The 913-nt window shown below is 51.4% G+C and carries 1 protein-coding gene; it reads right to left on the bottom strand.

What is annotated here, in order from left to right:
- Nucleotides 1–379, bottom strand: a 379-nt coding sequence (locus tag WA429_RS21315; RefSeq protein ID WP_336107922.1) for a DNA-binding protein, incomplete at its 3' end; no start/stop codon positions are given.
- Between the last annotated feature and the right edge of the window lie 534 nt (nucleotides 380–913).

Below are 913 nucleotides of genomic sequence, written 5' to 3' on the forward strand. Positions count from 1 at the left end.
CAAGGCGCGATTTCAACGCTGTCTGCTGATCGGCCAGCTGGCCAGCCTCTTGAGTGAGCGCGGCGCAGCGGTCAGAGAGCTCTTTGATCCGGTGTTCATAGCGGCTTTTACTTTCATCGATGATGTCGTGTGCCTCTTCCTGTAGGCGCGATGCCAGGCGCGCAATGAGGTCCTTAATGGGCTGGCTCAATAGGGCCTCATCATCGAGTCTGGTGGACGCCTCCTCCTCCAGCTCTTTGAGATAGCGATGAATCGTTGATTTGGAGCCGGTATTACCGAGCTCTATGCGTATCGCGTCAATGGAGGGGTTTTCTCCCCTGGCTAGAACGGCCTGATGGGCCTTGGCCACCAATGCTTTGTTGATACCGCCACGAGCCATGCTGTCCTCTCCTGTTTATTTCGTACTGTGATACGTAATATGTATATACGTACTATATTAGGCGGTAATGGGAGCTTTGAATAGACCTAATTTAACCCAAGATAATAAAGCATTATCTGATGTTAGAACGTTTTTTGCGCAAACCGACGCCAAAATCTGTACAGGTACAGATGTTTCCAGACCAAGTAAGTCATGAAGAGGTTGCTGCAAACCGCTAGCCCTGACTTCAAATCCCTTGATCTTCAAGGTGATGCGGGCATGGCTCTACTCCACACAACTCAAGAGATGACCTCGACTTCGAAGGCCTATCCGCTCTACAAGGAAGTCATCGCCTACGGCTTGTCGAAGGCGGCTAGCGGACCGTGACAGCCAGACGCGCGGTCCCGTAAACGGGAAAGGAGTTGTATTGTCTGATTGCTTGCAAGTAAACTCAACTACATGAAGAAAAGCTCTCTGATCCTGTTTTTAATGCTGGTAGCCGTCGCGAACCTCGTGTTCGCGGCGGATTTGCATGAGCTGGCGACGGGAGACGAG

It is taken from the genome of Thalassospira sp. CH_XMU1420-2 (assembly GCF_037029325.1).
Lineage (GTDB): Bacteria > Pseudomonadota > Alphaproteobacteria > Rhodospirillales > Thalassospiraceae > Thalassospira > Thalassospira povalilytica.